At 62.8% G+C, this 22592-nt stretch carries 20 protein-coding genes; 10 read left to right on the top strand and 10 right to left on the bottom strand.

The features are described from left to right. Positions 1–78 precede the first annotated feature (78 nt). Positions 79–1017 (bottom strand): class I SAM-dependent methyltransferase, encoded by a 939-nt coding sequence (locus tag BLO50_RS07210; RefSeq protein ID WP_090250375.1) that lies wholly within the window; start codon positions 1015–1017, stop codon positions 79–81. Between the two features lie 151 nt (positions 1018–1168). Between BLO50_RS07210 and BLO50_RS07205 the strand changes: the two genes are divergently transcribed. The 4 genes from BLO50_RS07205 to BLO50_RS07195 all read left to right on the top strand — a co-directional run bounded on the left by BLO50_RS07205 (position 1169) and on the right by BLO50_RS07195 (position 4512). Continuing rightward, entirely contained in the window at positions 1169–1771 is a 603-nt protein-coding gene (locus BLO50_RS07205; protein ID WP_090250373.1) for a nitroreductase family protein, read from the top strand. Between the two features lie 175 nt (positions 1772–1946). Then, positions 1947–3437 carry a flavin-containing monooxygenase gene (locus BLO50_RS07200; RefSeq protein WP_090250370.1) on the top strand — a complete coding sequence of 497 codons (1491 nt, stop codon included), beginning with the start codon at positions 1947–1949 and terminating at the stop codon, positions 3435–3437. 181 nt (positions 3438–3618) lie between these two features. Further along, a complete protein-coding gene (locus BLO50_RS21805; protein ID WP_167143638.1) occupies positions 3619–3789 on the top strand; it encodes a hypothetical protein in 171 nt (56 codons plus the stop codon). 219 nt (positions 3790–4008) lie between these two features. Continuing rightward, positions 4009–4512 (top strand): DUF7482 domain-containing protein, encoded by a 504-nt coding sequence (locus BLO50_RS07195; protein ID WP_143003806.1) that lies wholly within the window; start codon positions 4009–4011, stop codon positions 4510–4512. On the opposite strand, the gene BLO50_RS07190 is transcribed toward BLO50_RS07195, so the two are convergent. The 3 genes from BLO50_RS07190 to BLO50_RS07180 form a co-directional block, all read right to left on the bottom strand. Further along, positions 4469–6862, bottom strand: coding sequence for a putative bifunctional diguanylate cyclase/phosphodiesterase (locus tag BLO50_RS07190; RefSeq protein WP_090250364.1), 2394 nt, complete (start codon positions 6860–6862; stop codon positions 4469–4471). The genes BLO50_RS07195 and BLO50_RS07190 overlap by 44 nt on opposite strands. Beyond that, positions 6859–7503, bottom strand: coding sequence for a methylamine utilization protein (locus BLO50_RS07185; protein ID WP_090250362.1), 645 nt, complete (start codon positions 7501–7503; stop codon positions 6859–6861). Before BLO50_RS07185 ends, BLO50_RS07190 begins: the two co-directional genes overlap by 4 nt. Before the next feature lie 68 nt (positions 7504–7571). After that, positions 7572–8471, bottom strand: a complete 900-nt coding sequence (locus tag BLO50_RS07180) for a LysR family transcriptional regulator (RefSeq protein WP_090250359.1) — start codon at positions 8469–8471, stop codon at positions 7572–7574. 120 nt (positions 8472–8591) lie between these two features. On the opposite strand from BLO50_RS07180, the gene BLO50_RS07175 reads away from it, so the two are divergent. The 4 genes from BLO50_RS07175 (at position 8592) to BLO50_RS07160 (ending at position 13338) form a co-directional block, all read left to right on the top strand. Then, positions 8592–9845, top strand: a complete 1254-nt coding sequence (locus BLO50_RS07175; RefSeq protein WP_090250358.1) for a 3-hydroxyacyl-CoA dehydrogenase — start codon at positions 8592–8594, stop codon at positions 9843–9845. Further along, positions 9842–11632 carry an acyl-CoA dehydrogenase C-terminal domain-containing protein gene (locus BLO50_RS07170; RefSeq protein ID WP_090250355.1) on the top strand — a complete coding sequence of 597 codons (1791 nt, stop codon included), beginning with the start codon at positions 9842–9844 and terminating at the stop codon, positions 11630–11632. The genes BLO50_RS07175 and BLO50_RS07170 overlap by 4 nt, the downstream gene beginning before the upstream one ends. A gap of 70 nt (positions 11633–11702) precedes the next feature. Continuing rightward, a complete protein-coding gene (locus BLO50_RS07165; protein WP_090250353.1) occupies positions 11703–12866 on the top strand; it encodes an iron-containing alcohol dehydrogenase in 1164 nt (387 codons plus the stop codon). A 28-nt stretch (positions 12867–12894) separates the two neighbouring features. Further along, positions 12895–13338 (top strand): acyl-CoA thioesterase, encoded by a 444-nt coding sequence (locus BLO50_RS07160; protein ID WP_090250350.1) that lies wholly within the window; start codon positions 12895–12897, stop codon positions 13336–13338. A gap of 103 nt (positions 13339–13441) precedes the next feature. Here BLO50_RS07160 and BLO50_RS07155 read toward each other — a convergent pair whose 3' ends face one another. The 5 genes from BLO50_RS07155 to yrfG form a co-directional block, all read right to left on the bottom strand. Beyond that, entirely contained in the window at positions 13442–13867 is a 426-nt protein-coding gene (locus BLO50_RS07155) for a glycine zipper domain-containing protein (RefSeq protein ID WP_090250346.1), read from the bottom strand. Positions 13868–14011: 144 nt separating this feature from the next. Beyond that, positions 14012–16333 (bottom strand): FdhF/YdeP family oxidoreductase, encoded by a 2322-nt coding sequence (locus tag BLO50_RS07150; protein ID WP_090250344.1) that lies wholly within the window; start codon positions 16331–16333, stop codon positions 14012–14014. Beyond that, the gene (gene fdhD / locus BLO50_RS07145; protein ID WP_090250341.1) at positions 16330–17172 is read right to left on the bottom strand and encodes a formate dehydrogenase accessory sulfurtransferase FdhD; all 843 of its coding nucleotides are present in this window, start codon (positions 17170–17172) and stop codon (positions 16330–16332) included. Before fdhD ends, BLO50_RS07150 begins: the two co-directional genes overlap by 4 nt. Before the next feature lie 120 nt (positions 17173–17292). Further along, complete coding sequence (locus BLO50_RS07140; protein WP_090250338.1) at positions 17293–18186, bottom strand: LysR family transcriptional regulator; 894 nt, start codon at positions 18184–18186, stop codon at positions 17293–17295. Between the two features lie 41 nt (positions 18187–18227). Further along, entirely contained in the window at positions 18228–18890 is a 663-nt protein-coding gene (gene yrfG, locus BLO50_RS07135) for a GMP/IMP nucleotidase (RefSeq protein ID WP_090250336.1), read from the bottom strand. A 133-nt stretch (positions 18891–19023) separates the two neighbouring features. Between yrfG and nudE the strand changes: the two genes are divergently transcribed. Together nudE and cysQ are read left to right on the top strand one after the other, a co-directional pair. After that, positions 19024–19590, top strand: a complete 567-nt coding sequence (gene nudE, locus BLO50_RS07130; protein ID WP_090250334.1) for an ADP compounds hydrolase NudE — start codon at positions 19024–19026, stop codon at positions 19588–19590. Beyond that, positions 19587–20408, top strand: a complete 822-nt coding sequence (gene cysQ, locus BLO50_RS07125; protein ID WP_090250332.1) for a 3'(2'),5'-bisphosphate nucleotidase CysQ — start codon at positions 19587–19589, stop codon at positions 20406–20408. The genes nudE and cysQ overlap by 4 nt, the downstream gene beginning before the upstream one ends. Positions 20409–20456: 48 nt before the next feature. On the opposite strand, the gene BLO50_RS07120 is transcribed toward cysQ, so the two are convergent. Further along, a complete protein-coding gene (locus BLO50_RS07120; protein WP_090250330.1) occupies positions 20457–22367 on the bottom strand; it encodes a beta-ketoacyl synthase in 1911 nt (636 codons plus the stop codon). Positions 22368–22592: the final 225 nt, after the last annotated feature.

Genomic DNA, 22592 nt, shown 5'->3' with positions numbered 1-22592 from the left:
TCGCGAGGGGTGGTCGCCTAACTGTAGACCAGCCTGCAACAGGCAATATTGTCCTTAGTCGGCGCCCTGCGAGCGGGTTCAGTGCCGCTGAAACACCAGTGCCTTGAGGGCGCTGTCTGGCTGGCTGTCGGGAAACTCTGGCGGGTTATCCAGGCGTTCGCTGAAGTGCAGGCTTGGTGCTTCAGCGGCCATGGCCTGGATCAGGTAATCGGGGCCGATTTCCGGCTCATTGCTGCAGGCCAGTACCGTTCCGTTTGCACTCAACAATTCGGGCAGGCGGCGCAGCACCTTCGGGTAGTCCTTGCTCAGCACGAAACTGCCGCGCTGAAACGACGGTGGGTCGATGATGATCAGGTCATAAGGACCGTACTTGGCCACCTTGCCCCAGGATTTGAACAGGTCGTGGCCGAGAAATACCACCTGGCTGAGGTCGTGCTGGTTCAGCCGATGATTATCGCGGCCACGGTTGAGCGCAGCCCTGGCCATGTCCAGATTGACCACCTGGCGCGCGCCGCCGGCCAGTGCAGCCACGGAAAACCCGCAGGTGTAGGCGAATAGATTGAGCACGCGCTTGCCCGCTGCCTGCGCCTGTACCCATTGACGGCCATAGCGCATATCGAGAAACAGCCCGCTGTTCTGCTTTTTGCCCAGGTCGAGGCGGTAGTGCAGGCCGTGCTCAAAGATATCCCAGTGCTCAACCGGTTCGCCCTGCAGCCATTGCGTGGGGCTTTCTGGCAGGTAGCGCTGTTGCAGCATCAGGCTGTGCGCGCCACTTTGCTGCCAGGTGTTGGATTGGCCGAGGTCGAGCAGCATCTGCTGTAGCGCGGCCAGTTCGGTATCGCTCACCGGCTTGAACAGCGCCACCAGCAGCACGCCTTGCAACCAATCCACGGTGATCTGTTCCAGCCCCGGCCAGCAGCGGCCTCTGCCGTGAAACAGCCGGCGAGTTTCACTGGGCGGCGCAGTTAGGGCGTCGAGCAGGTGTTGCTGGAGGGTCATGAGTGCGGCTGGTGTCATGGGCTGTGGTCAATTTGGCGAGGCGGCGATTTTAGCAGGCGGCCGCCTAGAATCGTCTGTATCGATCATTGTTATCGGTAAAGGCGTTTGGCGTTACGCCCGGCAAGTGCCTAGCATTGCTCTCTTTCACACCTGCATAGAAGGATCCCCCATGCATATCGACGAAGCCATCCGCAGCCGCCGCGCCGTCAAAGGCTATGACCCGGCATTTACCCTGAGTGATGCTGAGAAGGATGAACTGCTGCAACTGGCCTTGCTCGCACCTTCAGCGTTCAACCTGCAGCACGTGCGTTTGGTTGAAGTCAGCGATCCGGCACTGCGCCAGCAACTGCGTGACGTGGCTTGGGGCCAGGCGCAGGTGACCGACGCCTCGATGCTGGTGGTGGTGTGCGCCAAGCTCGACAGCTGGCAGGAAGATGTCGGCCGCGTTTGGGAAGGCGCTCCGCAAGAAGTACAGGCCTATATGGCCGGTGCCATCGACACCTATTACCGCGACAAACCGCAGGTGCAGCGCGATGAAACCATGCGCAGCTGTGGCCTGATGGCGCAGACCCTGATGCTCGCCGCGCGCGGCAAGGGTCTGGATTCCTGCCCGATGGACGGCTTTGATTTCGATGCGGTGGGAAAGTTGATCAACCTGCCTGAAAACCATGTCATCGCCCTGATGGTCGCGGTAGGCAAGAAGACCATTGAGCCCAAGCCGCGTATCGGCAAACTGCCGTACACCGAAGTGGTGTTGCGCGACCGTTTCTGATCGCTGGTCAGGTGGTTGAGCGCTCTGGTCATTCTTCAGCCATAACTGTGGTCAGCCTGCGCCTGATCACACCACTAAAGGTTGGATGACAAACGCGCTATTGCGGGTGAATCTGGCGGGCATTACGGATCGATCTATCGACCTGCAGCCATAACAAGAAGCCTGAGGAGCCCCCATGTCTGTCGAACACCTGGATGTCTTGATCATTGGTGCCGGCCTGTCCGGCATTGGTGCGGCCTATCACCTGATGAAGCATTGCCCCGGCAAGCGCTTCGCCATCCTCGAAGGCCGGGAAGCGCTGGGCGGTACCTGGGATCTGTTCCGTTATCCAGGCATCCGTTCCGACTCGGACATGTTCACCCTTGGCTACAACTTCAAACCCTGGACCAACCCGCTGGCGATCGCTGACGGCCCGTCGATCCGCAGCTATATCGCAGAAACGGCCGAGGAAAACGGCATCCAGCAGCACATCCGCTTCCAGCACAAGGTACTCAAGGCCGACTGGTGCAGTGAACGCGCCACCTGGACGCTGCAGGTACAGCGCGGCGATCAGCCCGAGCCGTTCAAGCTGAGCTGTCAGCACCTGCTGATGTGCACCGGCTACTACCGCTATGAAGCGGGCTATACCCCCGATTTCAAAGGCCGTGAACTGTTCCAGGGCGAATTTATCCACCCGCAGCTGTGGCCGGAAAACTTCGATTACAGCGGCAAGAATGTGGTGGTGATCGGCAGCGGCGCGACAGCCGTTACCCTGGTGCCGGCGATGGCCGATAAGGCCAAGCACGTGACCATGCTGCAACGCTCGCCCACCTATGTGGTGAGCCTGCCGCAGGGCGATCCGATCTCCGACGTGCTGCGCAAGTTCCTGCCGGAAACCTGGGTCTACCGCCTGGCGCGCACGCGCAATGTGGCGGTGCAATTGGGCTTCTACAAACTGTCCAAGGCCTTCCCCAACCTGGTACGCAAGGCGTTGCTCGGGTTGGCGCGTCATCAGTTGGGCAAGGGCTTCGACATGCGTCACTTCAGCCCGCGCTACAAACCCTGGGACGAGCGTGTGTGCGCAGTGCCCAATGGCGACCTGTTCAAGGTGCTGCGCGAGGGCAAGGCCTCGGTGGTGACTGAATTTATCGACGGGTTCACCGCCAAGGGCATCCGCCTAAAGTCGGGCCAGGAGCTGCCAGCGGATGTGATCATCAGCGCCACCGGTCTGGAATTGCAGCTGTTTGGCGGCATGCAAGTGGTGGTGGATGGGCAGCCCTTCGATGCGGCCAAGAGCATGGGCTACCGCGGCATCATGCTACGTGATCTGCCGAATGCGGCGGTGGTGCTGGGTTATACCAATGCCAGCTGGACGCTCAAGGCGGACCTCTCCAGCGAATACTTCTGCCGCCTGATCAACCATATGGATGCCAACGGCATGCGCCAGTGCACCCCGCGTGACAGTTCGCGGAAGGTTAAAGAGGCGCCCTTCCTTGATCTGGCGTCCGGCTATATCCAGCGCGCCGCCGACAAGATTCCCACCCAGGGTGATCGCGCGCCATGGAAGCTCTATCAGAATTATCTGCTGGACCTGGCGCTGCTGCGTTACGGCAAGGTTGAGGACGGTTACCTGGAGTTCAGCTCACCGCATGTCGGCGAAACTGCCGCTGCGGCCACAGCGGTCTAGACTGCATAGTGATGTAAGCCAAACGCTATAGCTGCTTGCTGCGTTATGCCTACAGAGATGTGGCCATTTGCCGCTTTAGAGACAGGCATTAGGCCACTATGCTTTTGTGACAGCTTTCACGGATGAACGGGCCGGTATACCTGGCTGCTGTCGCAAAGGAGTCCTCTAGAGGATGAAAAGAATGGAATCGCTTCAGCAAGAGCAACGTTACCTGCCAGAGCTGCGGGCGCACATCGACAAATTGCTGGCCAAAGGCTGGGTGATCGCTGAGCGCAGCCCGCTGACTCTGCAGTCCGGGCGCAAGACCTATATGGTTGTGCACGGCATGTTGATTGGTGATAACGCGTTTTAACCCGCGCCCCACCGTTTTCCCGGGCCGCTGCTGATCAAGATGATCAGCAGCGGCCTTTTTTGTGCGTGTTGAATTGTTCAGGCGCTTACTGGCGACAGGTATGCCTGTATCGCAGCGCTGTTGGCAACGGGCCAAGGCGGGCTATGCCTGAATCTGTAATAACGCCGGACAATCAGACTCTACTGGCCTGATCACTTGAAAAGTCTAAGGGAGCTGTGCATGCGTGCTTTGCTGGGTGTGTTTTTTTTAGCCGCGTTGTTGAGTGGTTGTAGCCGGTCGCACGTTACTCATATGAGCCTGCCGGTGTTGCCGGGTTGGTACAACGGTGAGCAGGTTTACTACCTGACCACCGATATTTCGGATGCGCAGATGGCGACAGTGATGCAGGCCAATTATGTGCCGAGACTGGCCAATGCACTGCCCGATGAGCCCGGACCGCATCCGTTGGCGACTTATGATCGGGTCTACAAATTTGTTGATGACAGCCAGGCCAGCGTATTCCCGTCTATCCCGCTGCCATTAGGTGGGGATAACCAGGACATGGCCTACAGCCCGTTGTGGCATGTCTATGAGGTGCGCTGGTTGAGTGGTACGCCAGGCAGCCCGTTGCGCTCGGCTGATGCCGTGTTGCAAGCGCAGGAGCAAGGTTTGGTCAGTGTGAGGGCCAGTGGGATTATCGTTAATTGCCCGGTGGTCGCGGTTGGCGAGCAGCGCCTTCAGTAGTTGCGGCAGGCAAGTGCCACTGACAGTTTTCCAGCCAGCTGGCAAACGCGGCGGGTGGCAGCGGTTTGCTCAGCAAGTAGCCCTGGGCGATATCGCAACCGAGCTGATCGAGACGGTCGAGAATGGCTTCGGTTTCCACCCCTTCAGCGACGATCTTGAGATTCATGTTGTGGCCCAGTTCGATGGTCGAGCGGACGATGATGTCGTCGTCGGGGTTGCTCAGCAGGTCGAGCACGAAGGACTTGTCGATCTTCAGCTCATGCACCGGCAGCCGCTTGAGTTGAGCCATGCTCGAATAGCCCGTGCCGTAGTCGTCGATCGATAGCTGCACGCCCAATTCGCACAACTCCTGCAGTTGTCCCATGGCCAGTTCCGGGTCGGCCATCACCGCGCTTTCAGTGATTTCCACGATCAGGGCAGATGGCGGCACGTCATGTTCGGCCAGTTGCGCGGCGATAAAACCGGCAAAGCCGGGATCGGCCAGATCCAGTGCGGAGATATTGATCGCGGTCTTCAGGTCCAAGCCCTGCTCCTGCCAGGCGCGACTCTGCGCCACCGCAGTGCGCACCACCCAGCGGGTCAGGGCGCAGACGTTGCCGGTCTGTTCGGCCAGGGGGATAAATTCGTCCGGCGGAATAAACCCATGCACCGGGTGAATCCAGCGCACCAGGCATTCCACGCCATACAGGCTGCGCGCACGGATATTCAGTTTCGGTTGGAAATACAGGCTGAGTTGACCGCCTTCCACCGCGCCTTTCAGTTCGCTCATCAATGCCAGGCGCAGCAGGCTGTGGCGGTCCAGCTCTGGGCGGTAGAGGGCGTAGGGCGAGCGCTGCTGTTTGCCCAGATACATCGCCACTTCGGCATGCTGCAGCAGGCTGCCGGCGCTTTCACCGTGATCCGGGTACAGGGCGATTCCAACCGTGGCGTTGAGGGTCATGCTGATGCCGCGTACGGCGAATGGCTCGTGCAGAGCGGCGCGGTAATGCTCGGCGGCAGGGATCAGCCAGCCCGGCTGGCAGGGGCTGATCAGCAGCGCAAACTCGTCACCACCGAGACGCGCCAGTTGCTCGCCGGGGCGTAGCAGCACCTGCAGGCGTGCGGCGAGCTGGCAGAGCAGCTGGTCGCCGGCGTCGTGGCCGAGGGTGTCGTTAAGGTCCTTGAAGTTGTCCAGGTCCATCAGCAGCACGGCGATACCTGCGCCTGGCGGACACTGCGTCAGGGCCTGTTGCAGCTCGGCGACAAAACGGTTGCGGTTGGCCAGTTCGGTCAGCGGGTCGCGGTAAGCGAGAAAGCTGATGGTGGTTTCGCGCTCGGCAATGCCTTGCTGCATGGCGACGAATTCGCGGGCGAGTAAGCCGACTTCGCCGCTCGCCTGCGTTTCCATTGGTACCTGATAGTCGCCGCTGGCGATGCGCCGCACGTTGTCGACCATCTGACTCAGCGGCCGGCTGACGGTGTTGGCAATCCACAGTGCGCCGAGCCCGGCCAGCAGCAGGGCGATGGTAAAGATGCTTGCCAGCTGCCATTGCAGCGGTTGGTAATCAGCCAGCTCGGCGGCCAGCGAGCGCATCAGCAGCACCTGCAGTTCGCTACTGGTATCCACTAGAGGTGCGCGCAGGGCCACCTGCTCCAGGCCCTGTAAGTCGAAGCGGAACACGCCCTCAGCATTTGGCAGCAGCTGGCTGGCCAGCTCGGCCCGAGGCAACGCCTGCAGGTTGCTGGCCAATACCCGGTATTGCCCAGGGCGGCCGTCGAGCAGCGCGACGTCGGCGCCGCTGAGACGGGCCAGGTGCGCGGTCGCCTGATCGTCCAGTTCAAAAGCCATCAGCAGCCAGCCCATCAGGTTGGGCCGTGGGGCGAAGATTGGCGTGGCGTTGATATGCAGTACCCGTTCACCGAACACCACCAGGCGTTCTTTGCTCTGTGCATCGTCTGTGTCGAGCAGGTCATTCCAGGGTAATTGCGCGCCCGGCAACAGTTCGCCACTGGTGCCCGCCAGGATCAGCCCCTCGGGCGCACTGACCAGGGCAAAGCTGGCCTGGCTGCGCGAGGCAAACGATTCCAGTGCTGCGGACAGTGATTGCGCTTCCTGCTGGGGGCTGGCGATCAGGTCGGCGATTTCGCCGAGCAGGGTGAAGTCCTTGGCGATCAGATCGGCCATGGCGCTCTGCGCCTGACGGCGGCTCTGCAGCTCGTTGCTCAGCACCGCATGGGCGAAGTTCAGCTGCCCGGCCACCTGGCTCAGAGTGTGTTGATACGTGGAGCGATAAACCAGTGCCAATAGCAGCACCATGACCGCCAGCAGCAACAGCAGGAAGAAGCCGAGAATCTTGCCGCGCAGGGTCATGAGGCGTAGTCATCTTTGGCCATGGGGCGGGCTTTCGGCTCTTTCGGCCGAGGGTCGCGCTTCAGCGCGCCGGTGAGTTGCCAGGTTAACGTGCCGTCGCTGGGTACGGCGCGGCTCATGGCTTCCTGCGGATCGGCGATGCGTGGGTGCCAGATGTGCAGGGTTTGTCCGGCGGCGGCATCGAAGTCCAGGCGGGTTTTGCCCTGGCTGTCGGTCTGGGCGAACCAGGGGGTGTCGAGCACGAGGATAAAGCCGAGCATCCAGTCATGGATATTGCAGCCCAGGGTGACCAGGCCAGGCTGGTCGAAACGCATTTCCTGCGGTGCGGCCTTCTGCTGGTGCAGGCGGAGCTCGAAACGCTTGGCCGGCGAGAAGGAGTAAACGTGATGGTTGATCGGGTCGGCGTTGGGGAAGCTCACCGTGGTGCCGACCTGTACTGGCAGAACATAGGGGGTGAACTGGCGCTTCTGCTGGTCCATCACTGCAGTAGCGGGTTGGCTTTGCGCCGGACCGGGTTCGATCCACAGCACGGCGTCACTCAGCGGTTTGCCCTGATTATCGAGCAGCACGATCTCCAGATTCTGGGCCTGCGCCAGTGTGCCCAGCAGCACCAACAGCAGTGCCAACGCCGATTTCAGCATGATTGATCCCCCACGACCGCACGACAGTAGCCGTCAGTATAGGAAGGCTTTGTCCGGCTGCCGGGTGATCAGCGCTGATCGATCTGCTGGATCTGTTCAATCAGCCAATGCAGCGCCGGGTCACGTTGGCGCTGGGCCAGGCTGACGATTTCCAGGTGAAACGGGCCGAGGGCGAACGGCAGCTCGAACAGTTGCAGCGGCAGCAGGCGGGCAAAGTGGCGCGCCAGCTGGGTCGGCAGCACGGCAGCCAGTTCACTGCTGGCGACGATATGCGCGGCCTGCAGGTAATTGGGCGTGGTGTAGCGAATCTCCCGGCACAGGCCCTGTTCGCCCAGCCATTGGTCGACCATGCCACGCGTCTGACCGCCGTGTACCCACAGGTGGCGCAGCTGCAGAAAGGTCGGCAGGTCCATCGGTTGGTTGCCCAGCGGATGGTCGCGGCGCAGCGCCAGTTGCAGGGTTTCACTCATCCAGTGCTGGCGGGCAAAGCGCGCGGGGATGTCCTCGAAACGCCCCAGCACCAGGTCCAGCTCGCCCTTGTCCAGCGCTTCGGCCGGCAGGCTGGGGCTCAGGTGGCGGATGTCGATGCGCATGCCGGGTGCCTGCTGGCTGAGTTGTTCAAGCAGCCGTGGCATGCAGATCAGCTCGACATAGTCGGTGACGGCGATGCTGAAGTGCTGGCGGCTGCTGGCCGGATCGAACACGTCGCCGGCACTGAGACTCTGTTCCAGTTGCTGCAGGGCCGCGCGGATCGGCGTTTCCAGCGCTTGGGCGCGCGGCGTGGGCTGCATGCTGCGGCCCACGCGCACCAGCAGCGGGTCATCGAGCAGTTCGCGCAGGCGATTCAGTGCGTTGCTCACCGCCGGCTGGCTCAGGGCCAGGCGCTCGGCCGCGCGGGAAACGTTCTGCTCGCGCATCAGTGCATCGAACACGCGCAGCAGGTTGAGGTCGAAGGTAGAGAAATTCATCTGCTGAATACGACTTATCACAAGACTAAATTTCAAAAATAGTAGCGCCTTGCTTAAGGTGGCTGGCGAATTTTCTTTGCAGCACAGGCATTTCGTTCAGCACTAATCAGAGGAGTGGGCATGAGCAAGGCATTCGAGGTTCGACAGGCCGCCGTGATCGGCGCGGGCACTATGGGGCGCGGTATCGTCATGAGCCTGGCCAACGCCGGCATTCAAGTGCTGTGGCTGGACAACAACCCGCAGATGCTCGAGCAGGCCATGAAGGTGGTGGCCGAGACCAATGCCCACAACCTCAAGCTGGGGCGGATCAGCGCCGAGCAGTCGGCCGCGCGACTGGCTTGCGTCACCCCGGTGGGCGATTACGCCGCGCTGACAGATGCCGATCTGGTGATCGAAGCGGTATACGAGAACCTTGAACTCAAGCAGCAGATCTTCCGCACGCTCGATGCCACCCTGAAGCCCGGTGCGATCCTCGCCAGCAACACTTCGGCGCTGGATATCGACGCGATTGCCGCTGTGACCAAACGCCCGGAGGACGTGCTCGGTCTGCACTTCTTCAGCCCGGCGCACATCATGAAGTTGCTGGAAATCGTGCGCGGCGCCAAGACTGCGCCGGCGGTACTGGACGCGGCACTTGCCCTGGGCCAACGCATTGGCAAGGTCAGCGTGGTGGCGGGTAACTGCGACGGTTTTATCGGCAACCGCATGCTGCACACCTATGTGCGCGAGGCGCGCATGCTGCTGCTCGAAGGGGCTTATCCGCATCAGGTTGACGCCGCGTTGCAGGGCTTTGGTTTCGCCATGGGCCCGTTCCGCATGTATGACGTGGTCGGCATCGACCTGGAATGGCGCGCCCGCGAGTTGGCCGGTAAGGGCCAGGATGATCCGGCGGTGCAGGTGGATAACCGCCTGTGCGGCCTCGGCCGTTTTGGCCAGAAGGTGCGCATGGGCTATTACCGCTACGCCGAAGGCAGTCGCCAGGCTGAGCATGACCCTGAAGTGGATGCGCTGGTGCTGCAGGTGTCCGAGCAGCTGGGCTTCACGCGCCGCGACATTGATCCTTCGGAGATTCTCGAACGCTGCCTGCTGGCGCTGGTGAACGAGGGCGCGAAAATCCTCGAAGAGAACATCGCCGCCAACAGCCACGACATCGATCTGGTCTACCTCAATGGCTACGGTTTCCCGGCCGACAAGGGTGGACCGATGAACTGGGCCGATGGCCAGGGTGTGGCGGCGATTCATGATCGTTTGAAAGCGTTGCAGGCCGCGTTCGGTGAGCACTGGCTGCCGGCGCGGCTGATTGAAAAACTGGCCAGCAGCGGCCAGCGCTTCGCCGACGTGCGGGTATCCGATGTGCAGGAGGGCCGGGTATGAGTTATCAGGCTCCGCTGTGCGATATGCGCTTTGTGCTGCACGAGCTGTTCGATATCAGTGGCCACTGTCAGCTGCTCGGCAACGGCCTTGACCGCGAGCTGATCGACGGCGTGCTGGAGGAGGGCGCGCGTTACGCCGCCGAGGTGGTGGCGCCGCTGAATCGCAACAGTGACGAGCAGGGTTGCCAGCTGAGTGATGGCCAGGTGCGCACGCCGGATGGCTTTGCCGAGGCTTATCAGCAGTATGTCGATAACGGCTGGGCAAGTATGACCGGGCCGAGCGAATACGGCGGCCAGGCGCTGCCGCAGATGCTTGCGTGTAACTTCCACGAGATGCTGATGGGTGCCTCGCTGTCGTTCCGCGTGTATTCCGGGCTCACCGAAGGCGCGGTGCTGGCGCTGTACAAGCACGGCAGCGAGTCGCTGAAAAACACCTACCTGCACAAACTGGTCAGTGGCCAATGGGCCGGCACCATGTGCCTCACCGAGCCGCAGGCCGGCACCGACCTGGCCCTGCTGCGCACCAAGGCTGAGCCGCAGGCGGACGGCAGCTTCAAGGTCAGCGGCAGCAAGATCTTTATCAGCGGCGGCGAGCAGGACCTGTCAGAAAACATCATTCATCTGGTGCTCGCCCGTCTGCCGGATGCGCCAGCCGGGGTAAAGGGCATCAGCCTGCTGCTGGTACCGAAATTTGTCGCCGCTGCCGACGGTACTCCGGGCGAGCGCAACGCGCTGTCCTGCGGCGCCATCGAGCACAAGATGGGCATCAAGGGGGCGTCCACCTGCGTGATGAACTTTGACGGCGCCACCGGCTGGCTGATCGGCGAAGCCAACCAGGGCCTGGCCTGCATGTTCACCATGATGAACGACGCGCGCTTTCAGGTCGGTTTGCAGGGCTTAGGCATCGGCGAAGCGGCTTTCCAGGGCGCGCTGCGCTATGCCCGCGAGCGCCTGCAGTCGCGCGCGCTGAGCGGGCCGGCCGAACCGGGCAAGGCGGCTGATCCGATCATCAATCATCCCGATGTGCGGCGCATGCTGCTGACGCAGAAGAGCCTGGTCGAAGGCAGCCGTATGCTGGCGGCCTACTGCGCGCGCCAGCTCGACCTTGAGCACGGCCATCCGGACGCCGCCGCGCGCAAGGCCGCCGGCAAGCGCGCGGCGCTGCTGATCCCGATCGTTAAAGCCTTCTTTACCGATATGGGCCAGGAAGTCGCCAGCCACGCGGTGCAGGTGTATGGCGGCCACGGTTTTATCCGCGAGTGGGGCATCGAGCAACTGATGCGCGACAGCCGCATCACCCAGCTGTATGAAGGCACCAACGGCATCCAGGCGCTGGACTATATCCGCCGCAAGGTGCTCGGTGACGGCGGTGCCGAACTGTCGGCGTTGCAGGCCGAGTTCAGTGAGCTGTGCGACGCCCAGGTGGGCCGTCCGGCATTGGCCGAGTTGGCCAAAAGCGTGCAAGCGCGTCTGGGTGAGTGGCGCGAGCTGAGCAGCGCGGTGATTGCCGCCAGCCAGCGCGATGTGCAGGAGATCGGCGCGGTATCGGTGGATTTCCTCCAGTATTCGGCCTATGTGTTGCTGGCCGGTTTCTGGCTGCAGGCGGCGGCACGGGCACAGGATGCCCTGGAGACGGGCAGCGGCGAGGCAGCGTTCTACCAGGCCAAGTTGCAGTCCGCCGACTTCTACCTGCGCCGGGTGTTGCCACGTGCCAGCGCCCATCGGGAGTCCCTGCTGGGCGGTGCCGACTGCCTGATGGCCATGGATGAGGCGAGTTTCGCCTTCTGACCGAAGCGCGTAGCGTGGGTGCAAGCCACGCTGCGGCGCGCGCCAATCACTACAACAAGAGGATCACCCCATGCTGCCCTTTAGCTTTGCCACCACCGCGCAGATTCTGTGTGAGATCGGCGCCTCCCGGCGTTTGGCCGAGCTGTGCCGCGAGCGCGGCGCGCAACGGGTGCTGATCGTCACCGATCCGGGCATCAGCAAGCTCGGCCTGCTGGATGAGGTGCTGCCAGGTTTTGCCCGTGCCGAGCTGACGGTTGAGGTCTTCGATCAGGTGGTCGCCGACCCGCCCGAGGCGATTCTGCTGGCAGCGGTCGAGCAGGCCCGCGCGCTCAAGGCGCAGCTGATCGTCGGCTTTGGCGGCGGCAGCTCGATGGATGTAGCCAAGCTGGTGGCGCTGCTGGCGCATCCTGAGTGCGGCCAGGAGCTGGCGCAGATTTACGGCGTTGGCAATGCTCGGGGTCAGCGTTTGCCGCTGATTCTGGTGCCGACCACCGCCGGCACCGGTTCGGAAGTCACGCAGATTTCCATCATCACCACCGGCGAAACCACCAAGATGGGCGTGGTCTCGCCGCTGCTGCTGCCGGACCTGGCGTTGCTCGATGCCGAGCTGACCCTCGGCCTGCCGCCGGCTGTGACCGCCGCTACCGGAATCGACGCCATGGTGCATGCCATTGAGGCCTATACCAGTGCGCTGAAAAAGAATCCACTGTCCGACCTGCTGGCCCGCGAAGCGTTGCGCCTGCTGGCGGCCAATCTGGATGAAGTGGTGCATAACGGCGGTAACCGCGAGGCGCGTCAGGCCATGTTGCTGGGTTCCTGCCTGGCCGGCCAGGCGTTTGCCAATGCGCCGGTGGCGGCGGTGCATGCGCTGGCTTATCCGTTGGGCGGGCATTTCCATATTCCCCACGGCTTGAGTAACGCCTTGGTGCTGCCGCATGTGCTGGGCTTCAACGGCAATGCGGCCGCGCCGTTGTATGCCGAGCTGGCGCCGCTGGTGCTGGGCGATCAGCTGCGCGCCGGCAGTGTTTTGCAGCAGACCGAGCAGTTTATCGGCGCGCTGGCCGATTTCAGTGTGCGCAGCGGCCTGCCTACGCGCCTGCGTGATGCCGGCGTGCCGCAAGACATGCTGCCGACTCTGGCCCGCGACGCCATGCAGCAACAGCGCCTGCTGGTGAACAACCCACGGGAAATGACCGAGGCCCATGCCCTGGCCATCTACCAGGTGGCCTATTAAGCCGCCTCGCTAACCTCAAGGACTTCCGATGAGCCAACCCCAACACTTGCGCAGCGATTACCGGCACTTCCAGCCGATCACCACGCGCTGGCATGACAACGATGTCTACGGTCACGTCAACAACGTCACCTACTACAGCTTCTTCGACAGCGCGGTGAACACCTACCTGATCGAAGTCGGCGGCCTGGATATCCATCACGGCGAGGTAGTCGGTTTTGTGGTCAGCTCCAGCTGCGACTACTTCGCTTCCATCGCCTTCCCCGAGCGCATCGAGATCGGCCTGCGGGTCGGCAAGCTGGGCAACAGTTCGGTGCAGTACGAGCTGGCCGTGTTCAAGGCCGATGAAGATGAGGCCTGCGCGGCCGGGCGCTTTGTGCATGTCTTCGTCGACCGCAGCAGCAACCGCCCGATGAGCATTCCCGAGAACCTGCGGGCGGCGCTGACGGTGCTACTGATGGAACCGTCTGCATAGCGGCGCTTGAGCAGCGCGCCGCCAGGCTGGCGTCGCGGCTAAGGTGCTTACCACACACAAAAAAGCCGCTGTTAGGCGGCTTTTTGTTGTCAGCACTCGGCACTTAGTGATGTTTGTGCTTTTTATGCTTCTTGTGTTTCTTGCCGTTGTAGTGGCCGCGATCACGTTCGCTGCCGCCGGCGTATTCATTAGCTAATGCGCCACCGGCTGCGCCGCCCAGGCCGGCGCCGATGGTTGAACCGGTGCTGCCGCCGACCTTATTACCCAGTACCGAACCACCGGCTGCGCCCAGGCCACCGCCGAGTGCGGCTTCGGTCTTGTTGCCGTCGCGGGCGGTAATCACCCCACCCGCTGCGCCGCCCAGGCCTGCACCAATCGCCGCGCCGGTGCTGCCACCGACTTGTTGACCGATTACGTTGCCCAGGGCGCCACCAATACCGCCGCCGATGGCGACCTTGCCGGTATCGCCCGCCAGGGCCAGGGGCGAAGCCAGGGCGCTGAATACCAGCGCAGAAAATAATGTACGCATACGGCAGACCTTCTCGACTAAATGGGTGTGCGGAGCTAGGCCTTTGTTTTTAAAGGATGATTACTCCGCGCACAGTCTTAGAGGGCGGTTTGCCGAAAAATTCCCTGCCGCTGGTCGCCGCTGTGATCGCCGCCACACATTCGCTTAAAGAATGCGCGCAGTGGCCTGATGGGCCTGCAAGCGGATGGCTACGTATTTCGAGGTTGGGGTAAAGCTGCCCGCGCCAAAACTCTGCAGCGGCACCAGGGGGTTGGCCTCCGGGTAGTAGGCCGCCGCTTGGCCAGCGGGAATGTCGAAGGCCAGCAGGGTAAAGCCCACAACCTTGCGCTCGATGCCGTCATCCCAGATCGACTGGATATCGACCTGCTGCCCCGGCTGAAAGCCCAGGCGCAGGATGTCCGCTTCGTTGACGAACAGCACCTGGCGCTGGCCTTTGACCCCACGGTAGCGGTCATCCAGGCCATAGATGGTGGTGTTGTACTGATCGTGGGAGCGCAGCGTCTGCAGGATCAGATCCGGCGTTTGCCCGCTGCTGCGCACCTGCGGCGGCAGCAGATCGGTAGGCAGCGGGTTTGCCTTGAAGTTGGCTTTGTGGCTGGCGGTCAGCCAGCGCCGTTCGGCAGCGGCGTTGCCCAGGTAGAAACCGCCGGGGTGTTGCAGGCGCTGGTTGAAGTCCTTGAAGCCAGGAATGGTCTCGGCAATCAGTTCGCGGATGCGCCGGTAATCGGCAATCAGCGCGTCCCAGTCGACCGGATGATTGCCCAGCGTGGCCTTGGCGATACCGGCAATGATCGCCGGCTCCGAACGCATCTGCGCCGACAGCGGTTCGAGCTGGCCGTAGGAGGCGTGGATCATGCTGAACGAGTCTTCCACGGTCACCGCTTGCGGGCCGCCTGCCTGGTGGTCGATATCGGTACGGCCGAGGCACGGCAGGATCAGCGCGTCGGCTCCCGTGGTCAGGTGGCTGCGGTTGAGTTTGGTGCTGATCTGCACGGTTAGCGCGCAGCGGCTCAGCGCGGCATGGCTGCGCGGGCTGTCCGGGGTGGCTTGGGCAAAGTTGCCGCCCAAACCGATAAACACCTTGGCCTTTCCGTCGAGCATGGCGTTGATCGCCTCGACGGTGTTGTGGCCCTGCGCACGCGGCACCTGGAAGTTAAAGCGTTGCTCCAGCGCATCGAGAAAGGCCGCTGGCGGGCGCTCATTGATGCCCATGGTGCGGTCGCCCTGCACGTTACTGTGGCCGCGCACCGGGCACAGGCCAGCGCCGGGGCGGCCGAGGTTGCCGCGCAGCAGCTGCAGGTTGACGATTTCCTGAATGGTCGCCACCGAGTTGTGGTGCTGGGTGATGCCCATGGCCCAGCAGATAATCACCCGCTCGGCACGGCGGTAGAGCAGGGCAGCGTGTTGCAGCTCATCCAGGCTCAGGCCGGATTGCTCGACCAGCGACGCCCAACTGCTGGTATCCAGCAGCGCTAAATAGTCGTCCACGCCGTGGGTGTGTTCCGCGATAAAGGTCAGGTCGAACACCGCTGGCTCGCCCTGGGCCAGCGCTTCGCGGTGCCATTGCAGGAGGAACTTGGCCATGCCGCGCAGGGCGGCTAAATCACCGCCCAGAGCCGGGCGGAAGAACGCGGTGTTGAGCGGTTCGGAGCCGTTTCTGAGCATCTCCAGCGCATGTTGCGGATGCTGAAAGCGCTCCAGGCCGCGCTCCTTCAGCGGGTTGAAGCACACCACCTGCGCGCCGCGCTTCACCGCCTCGCGCAGCGGTTCAAGCATGCGCGGGTGGTTGGTGCCGGGGTTCTGCCCGAGCACGAAGATCGCATCGCTGTGCTCGAAGTCGGCGAAGGTCACACTGCCCTTGCCGACGCCCACGCTCTGCCCGAGGGCCACGCCGCTGGCTTCGTGGCACATGTTCGAGCAGTCAGGGAAGTTGTTGCTGCCAAAGGCGCGGACGAACAGCTGATAGAGGTAGGCTGCTTCGTTGCTGGCGCGGCCGGAGGTGTAGAACTCGGCCTGATTGGGGTTTTCCAGCGCATTCAGATGCTCGGCGATCAGGGCGAGAGCGGCGTCCCAGCTGATCGGTTGGTAATGATCGCTGGCGGCGTCATAGCGCATCGGCTCGGTTAGGCGGCCCTGGTATTCAAGCCAGTAATCGCTTTGTTCACGCAGTTGGCTGACGCTGTAACGGGCGAAGAAAGCCGCGTCCACACGGCGTTTGGTGGCTTCCCAGTTGACCGCTTTGGCGCCGTTCTCGCAGAACTTGATGCGGCCGTCTTCCGGTGAATCACCCCAGGCGCAGCCGGGGCAGTCGAAGCCGCCGTGCTGGTTGGTTTTGAGCAGGGCACGCAGATTTTTGAACGGCTGCTTACTGTCCAGCCAGAAGTGCGTCACGCTGCGCAACGCGCCCCAGCCGGCGGCTGCGCCCTTGTACGGTTGATAGCGCGGATTGATCGGTTGCAGGCTCATGGCTGGGCGACTCCGGGTGCGGCCGGGCTGTAGACCCGTGGCGCGTTGTGCTGGGGCAGGTGAATCAGGTTGAGGTTGTGCTGTCGCGCCCACTGCACGCTGAGGGTGGTCGGCGCGGACAGGCTGACCAAGGTGCCGATGCCGGCGCGCAGGGTCTTGTGGATCAGCTCCAGGCTGCAACGGCTGGTGACCACGGCAAAACCCTGGCGCGGGTCCCCACCTTCGCGATGCAGGGCACCGAGCAGCTTGTCGAGGGCGTTATGCCGGCCGATGTCTTCTCGGCACAGGCGGATCTGCCCCTGGCCATCAACAAACAGCGCGGCATGCACGGCGCCGCTGTGGCGGGCCATCGTTTGTACGGCCTGAATTCGCGTACGTAAACCTTGTAAGTGGGCGGCTGCCGGCAGTGGACTGGGCGTGAGGCTTTGCAGGTGCGGCAGGGCTTGTTCAAGCGCCTCCACCCCACACAGACCGCAGCCGCTGTTGCCAGCCAGGGTGCGCCGCTGCTGCTTGAGCGCCCAGAAGGCGCGGTTGCTGACTTGCACCTCGGCGCTGATGGCGCTGTCGTGCTGCTGGAGGCGAATATCATAGACCTCATCGAAGCTGTCGATCAGGCCGGCACTCAGGCTGAAACCGTAGATAAAGTCTTCAAGGTCGCTGGGCGAGACCATCATCACGCTGTGGCTGATGCCGTTGTAGCTGATCGCCAGCGCCGTCTCGCTGGCCAGCGCAGCAGCGCCGTCCTGTGGTGCGTCCGCCAGTTCGACATAGCTGTAGGTGGGTGCTGGCAGCAGTATCGGCGCGGAATCTTTAGCGACGGTCGGGGCGTGACGTGGCATGAGCAGGCTTCCCGGCGGCGAGGCAATAGCGCCAGCCTAGGCCGCTCTAACGGGGGCGTCTAATCACTGTTGCTGATCTCGTGATCGACAGCATCTATCAAAGCTTCAAACCTGGGCCTTTCAGTCAGTCGCGTCCGGTAAAAGTTTCTGCGCTTCAGCAAAGCAGGCCACGGCCAGGGCCGAGCGCGGCGCGCTGCGGCGCAGGATCAGGCCCAGCGGGGCGAGGGTGTGGGCATCCTCAATCGGCGTCAGCGCCAAGTGCTCGGTGAACTCGGCCAGGCCGCTGTTGAGCGGCATGATTGCGCAACACAGCCCGGCGCTGACCGCTTGCAGTAGTTGATGCACCGCATCGGTTTCCAGCCGTGGGCTGGGCGTCAGGCCACGGGAGCGAAAGCTGTGGTCGATGGACTGGCGAAAGTGCATGCCGGCCGAGAGCAGGCCCAGCGGCAGGTCGATCAGGCTTTCCCAGCGCAGGGCCGGGTCGGTGAACTGGAAGTGGCGGCGGTCATACAGCAGGCCCATGCGCGTTTCGGCCAGCTCCAGGCTGTCAAAATGTTCCGGGTTGAGGCGGTCGAGATACGACAGGCCAAGGTCGAGTTGATTACGCCCCAGGCGCTCGAGAATTTCCTCGCTGCTCAGGGCGAACAACTGAAAGCGCAGCCCGGCATGCTGCTCAGCGAAAAACTGCACTAGGCGCATGGGATCGAAACCGGCCAGTGGCACCACGCCCAGGCGCAGGGTGCCGACCAGCTGGCCACGGCAGGCTGCTGCTTCGGCATACAGGCCATCGTGCGCGGCCATCAGGCTGCGCGCCCAGGCCAGAATGCGCTCACCCTCGGCGCTGAACCCCTCAAAGCGTTGGCCACGGCGCACCAACTCCAGACCCAGTTCGTCCTCCAACTGACGCAGGCGCATCGACAGGGTCGGCTGGGTGATGTGGCAACGCGCGGCGGCCTGGCCGAAGTGGCGGGTTTCATCCAGGGCGATGAGGAACTTCAGCTGTTTGATATCCATGATGCGTCCTCAACGTCCTAGGGCGGCCAGCGGGTGTGAGGTTAAAGCCCCTGCACCAGTGCGCGGTAGTCTTCGACGGCTGCAAACTCCTCGGTGTCCTTCGGCCCCGCCTGGCTATCGGGCTGACGCACGGCGAGCAGGTGGCCGATGCCAAAGCGCCCGGCGCTGCGCAGGATCGGCAGGCTGTCATCGATAAACAGGCTGCGCGCCGGTGTGAAGCTGATGTCTTGCTGCAGGGCGTGCCAGAACTGCTGGTCTTCCTTGGGGAAGCCATAGTCGTGGGAGCTGATCAGCCGGTCGAAATAGGGCGCCAGTTCGATGCGTTCCAGCTTCAGCGACAGCGAATCGCGGTGCGCGTTGGTGATCAGCACCACCTGCTTGCCGGCCTGGCGCAGCGCCTGGATAAAGGTGTCGGCGTCCGGGCGCAGGGCGATCAGGTGCGCGACTTCGCGCTTGAGGTCGCGGATCGACAGGTTCAACTCGCGGCTCCAGAAATCCGTGCAGTACCAGTTGAGCGTACCGGCGTGCTCGCGAAACAGCGGCAGCAGTTCGGCTTCGGCCAGCGCGCGGCTGACGCCATGATGCTCGGCATAGCGCTGCGGCAGGTGCTGCAACCAGAAGTGGTTGTCGAAGTGCAGGTCGAGCAGGGTGCCGTCCATATCCAGCAGGACGGTGTCGATGGCGTTCCAGGGCAAGGCAGGCATGCGCAGTTCTTCTGGTAGATGCGCAGGCGGTCGCGATTTGCGCCGCAGGCGTCGTGATCGCGCAATCTCCTACGCAGATAATAGGAAAAGCCGCGCTATGATAACCCGCTATGTCCTGCCCAGGAGCCGCCCCATGCGTCAGAAACCCACCGTACTCGCTCGCGAAATTGTCGCCAGCAGCCGCCTGTTCCGCGTTGAGGAGCTGCAACTGCGCTTCAGCAACGGCGTGGAGCGCACCTACGAGCGGCTGGTGGGCAAGGGTTCCGGCTATGGCGCGGTGATGGTGGTGGCGATGGTCGATGCCGAGCATGCCCTGCTGGTCGAGGAATATTGCGGCGGCACCGATGACTATCAGTTGTCGCTGCCCAAAGGGCTGATCGAACCCGGTGAGGACGTGTTGGTGGCGGCCAACCGCGAACTGAAGGAAGAAGCCGGTTTTGGTGCGCGCCAGCTTGAGCTGCTGGCCGAGCTGAGCCTGTCGCCGGGCTATATGAGCCAGAAGATTCAGGTGGTACTGGCCTCGGACCTCTATGAAGAACGCCTGCCGGGCGATGAGCCGGAGCCGATGCGCGTCGACCAGACCAGCCTACGCGAACTGTCGAGCCTGATCCAGCACCCGCAATTCACCGAAGGTCGCGCCCTGGCCGCGCTGTACCTGGCCCGCGATGTACTGACTCAGCGTGGGATCTTTAAGCCATGAGCCATCCGCTGATCCCCGCTGTGATTGAACTGGTGCGCCAGGCTGGCGCGGCAACATTGCCGCATTGGCGCGCCGATGTGACGGTGAATGAAAAAGCCGATGCGTCGCCGCTCACGGCTGCCGACATGGCCGCGCACCATATTCTTAATGACGGCCTGCTGGCCTTGGCGGCTGATATTCCGGTGCTATCCGAAGAGGCGGCCGATATTGCCCTGAGCACTCGTGCGCTGTGGTCGCGCTGGTGGCTGGTTGACCCGCTGGATGGCACCAAGGAATTTATCGCCGGCTCCGAAGAGTTCACCGTCAACGTCGCGCTGATTGAGCAGGGGCGCGTGGTGTTTGGCGTGGTGGGCATTCCGGCCACCGGCCAGTGCTATTACGGCGGTGCAGGCATGGGAGCTTGGCGCGCCGATGCGGCGGGCCAGGCTGAGCCGATTCGTGTACGGCTGGCCCCGCAGGAGGCGTTTACTCTGGTGGCCAGCCGCCGTCATTCCAGCCCGGCGCAGGAAGCGTTGTTGACCGGGTTGAGCGAGCGTTTTGGTGATCTGCAACTGGCCAATGTCGGCAGCTCGCTGAAGTTCTGCCAGCTGGCCGAAGGCAATGCCGATTGCTACCCGCGTCTGGCCCCCACCTCGCAGTGGGACACCGCCGCGGCGCAGGGCGTGCTGGAAGGCGCTGGTGGTGAAGTGCTGACGCTCAAGGGCGAAGTGCTGACCTATGAGGCGCGTGAGTCGCTGCTTAACCCGTATTTTCTGGCTCTGCCGGCCGCCGCCCCCTGGCGCGCCGAGCTGATTCAGCTGGCTCGTGCGCTGGATTAAGCCAAGGCCTTAGGATGGGTTAGCCGCAGGCCCACCCATCACTGATGCTCAGTCGAGCATATCGCCGTAGCGTTCGTCCTTTTTAAACAGCAGCGGCTGGGCGAAGCCCGGCACCTTGATCTGTTCGGCGCTGATCTCGATCTGCTTATCGTCGATCAGGTCGTTGCCGAAGTTATAGATAATCCCCAGGTCACCCAGCAGCGCCTGCGCGTCGTAGGCCTGAGCGGCGTTGCGCGTGGCTTCGCGGCGCTGCAGGTAGGCAGCAAAGGCCGCTTCGCCATGGCGCTTGCGCAGCATGCGTTCGGCCACATGCGGCGCCAGCAGCAGGGCGCTGGCGTTGTTGCCGCCAAAGCCCTTGGAGTTGATTACGCACAGATCCAGCTGCCCGGGCGCGCGGGTGCGGTCGGCGGTGGCGAAGCTTAGGTGCTGTTGGTGCACGTCTTCAGCCACCGCATCGATGGTCTTGATGCCGGGGATGATGCCGTACTTGAAACTGCCCAGGGCGGAGATCACCTGGTCACCACTGGCGGTGGCCAGGGAATGGCCGACAAAGGCTTTCACTGCGGTGACCGGCCACTGCTTGATGTAGAAGGCTGCGGCCACGCGGTCGAGAATTTCCGATTCGGTCACGCGGTTGGCCGGGGTGCTGGAGCCGTGGGCATGCACAAAGCTGCGCTCACGCACTGCGTCGATGCCCAACAGTTGCACGGCGCTGGCCACGGCCTTGGCCACGGTCAGGTAGTTGCCGGGGCCGGGGGCGGAAATGGATTTCTTGAAGCCGTCGGCGTTGATAAACACATCCGGCACAGCGCCATGGATGTCCGCGCCCAGCTCCAGGGCCAGTGCGTCGTCCATCAGCACCACGAACTGGCAGGCTTCGGCCAGGGTAAAGCCGCAGTTTTCGCCAAACGGGCGGCTGGCGCGGCGAAAATCAACAGTCTCGTTGCCTTCGATCTGGCGCAGGCCGTCTTCGGTGGCCAGCGCGCCCATGGCACCGTAGCCCTCGATGCATTCCTGATTGATCGGTGCTTCGCTATTGCCGACGATGGCTACCCGCGCTTTGCCCGTACTGATCAGCTCGATGCCTTTCTGCAGGTTATAAAGGAAGGTGGCGCAGGCGCCGGTGACGCTGCCGGTGGTGCCGACGCTGCCCAGTACATAGGCGTTGATAAAGTCCGCCGGCATGGTGTTCAGGCCCAGGGCCAGCTGCTTGGCGGTGACACGACCACCCTTGAGGCGCGACTGCATCAGGCCGCCGAAGCCGTTTTCATCCAGCTGACTCATGATGCTGCCGGCAAACACTGCGACTTCGTCCGGCGCCACATGCTGCATGATGGTCTGCCAGTCGATGCCGGTGGCGCGTAGGGCGTCGGTGACGCCGACGATGGTCATGGCCAGACCGCGCGGATGGAAGCGCGCGTTATACAGCTCGCTCGGCTCGAAGCCGCTGGGCAGCTGTCCGGCGGATTTCACCGGCAGGGCGCGGTAGCTGTCGACCTTGAATTCGCAGTTGTCGTGCAGGGTCACCAGTACTTCGCTGGCGTTCAACTCGTCCACCGTCCAGTCGGATGGCAGCGGCTCGGGCAGGTGCTTGCGCAGGGTGATAAAGCTCAGCGGCTGGCCGGCGGTGGCGCTGATGTCGATGGTCTTCTGCCAGTGCACGGCGTCGACATCCAGGTGCTGCTTCTCGATGCGTCGCACCAGGGTCGAGGCGAGAATCTGCTCGGCGAAACGGCTGTCGATCTCGGCCAGGCTCAGGGTGTTGCCGGCGTCATCCTGATAGTGGCCATCAACCACCTTGACCAGTTTCATCATCACCGCCAGGCCGGCTAGGGTCTGCTGGCGCGCGGGCGTGTCCATGGACTCGATCACGGTGCGGCGGAAACCATGGTGGAAGGAGCTGCGCCCAGCCGCGTTATAGCCACCAAAACCAACGATCACAGGTAAGCGTGAAGTCACTCGATAACTCCTTGAAAAGATAACGCCAGACAAACCGAGATAAGGCTATGGAGGCTTGTCACGCAGTCTGGAACGCTCTGCGGCGGTTATTGCGCCGCGATCAAGCGCCCAGCATGGCTGTTCGGATGCCTATGCTGACGTGATTGCTGACTTGCGAGTCACGGTTTCGACCAAGGTCGCGCATCGCAAAAACCTTACGGCTGCTATGGTCTCTGCGCACAACGC

It is taken from the genome of Pseudomonas peli (assembly GCF_900099645.1).
Lineage (GTDB): Bacteria > Pseudomonadota > Gammaproteobacteria > Pseudomonadales > Pseudomonadaceae > Aquipseudomonas > Aquipseudomonas peli.
Note: the sequence above shows the minus strand (reverse complement) of the source record. Positions and strands in the feature narration are given on the sequence as shown.